This is a genomic window from Microcoleus sp. CZ3-B2, from assembly GCF_036705055.1.
Taxonomy (GTDB): Bacteria; Cyanobacteriota; Cyanobacteriia; order Cyanobacteriales; family Microcoleaceae; genus Microcoleus.
The window spans coordinates 102616-103313 of record NZ_JAUBTN010000019.1 but is presented as its reverse complement, the minus strand read 5'-3'; the positions used below and the strand labels follow the sequence as shown (position 1 = coordinate 103313).

Below are 698 nucleotides of genomic sequence, written 5' to 3'. Positions count from 1 at the left end.
TTGAGGATGTTCTATCGACTCTACTGTTTCAACAATGAGTAGATTTTCGACAACCGGTTCTGGTTGAGGATACTCGATCGACTCTACTGTTTCAACAATCAGCAGATTTTCAACAATCGGTTCAGGTTGAGCATACTCGATCGACTCTACTGTTTCAACAATCAGCAGATTTTCAACAATCGGTTCAGGTTGAGCATACTCGATCGACTCTACTGTTTCAACAATCAGCAGATTTTCGACAACCGGTTCTGGTTGAGAAATTTCTCTCGACTCTAGGATTTGTGGAATTTCGAGATTTTCGACAATCGGTTCTGGCTGAGAAATTTCTCTCGACTCTAGGATTTGTGGAATTTCGAGATTTTCGACAATCGGTTCTGGTTGAGAAGGTTGTCTAGATTCTTGTCTTTCTACAAGTTCCAGAAAATGTGCTACTGATTGCACTTCAGGTTCTAAATCGTTGATTATCTCTATTGTTTCAAAAATCTGTTCTGGTTGAGAAAATGCGATCGACTCTGTTGTTTCGACAATTGGTTCTGGTTGAGAAAGTGCTATAGACTCGACAATCGGTTCTGGTTCGGAATACTCGATCGACTCGACAATTGCCAGATTTTCGACAATCGATTCTGGTGGAGAAAGTTCTCTAGACTCTGTTGTTTCGACAATCGGTTCTGGTTCGGGATGTGCGATCGACTCTACGA

1 pseudogene is annotated in these 698 nt (G+C 41.5%); it reads right to left on the bottom strand.

The features are described 5' to 3' along the window. Positions 1 to 698: pseudogene (locus QUA97_RS11595) on the bottom strand (ATP-binding cassette domain-containing protein); the annotation flags it as partial.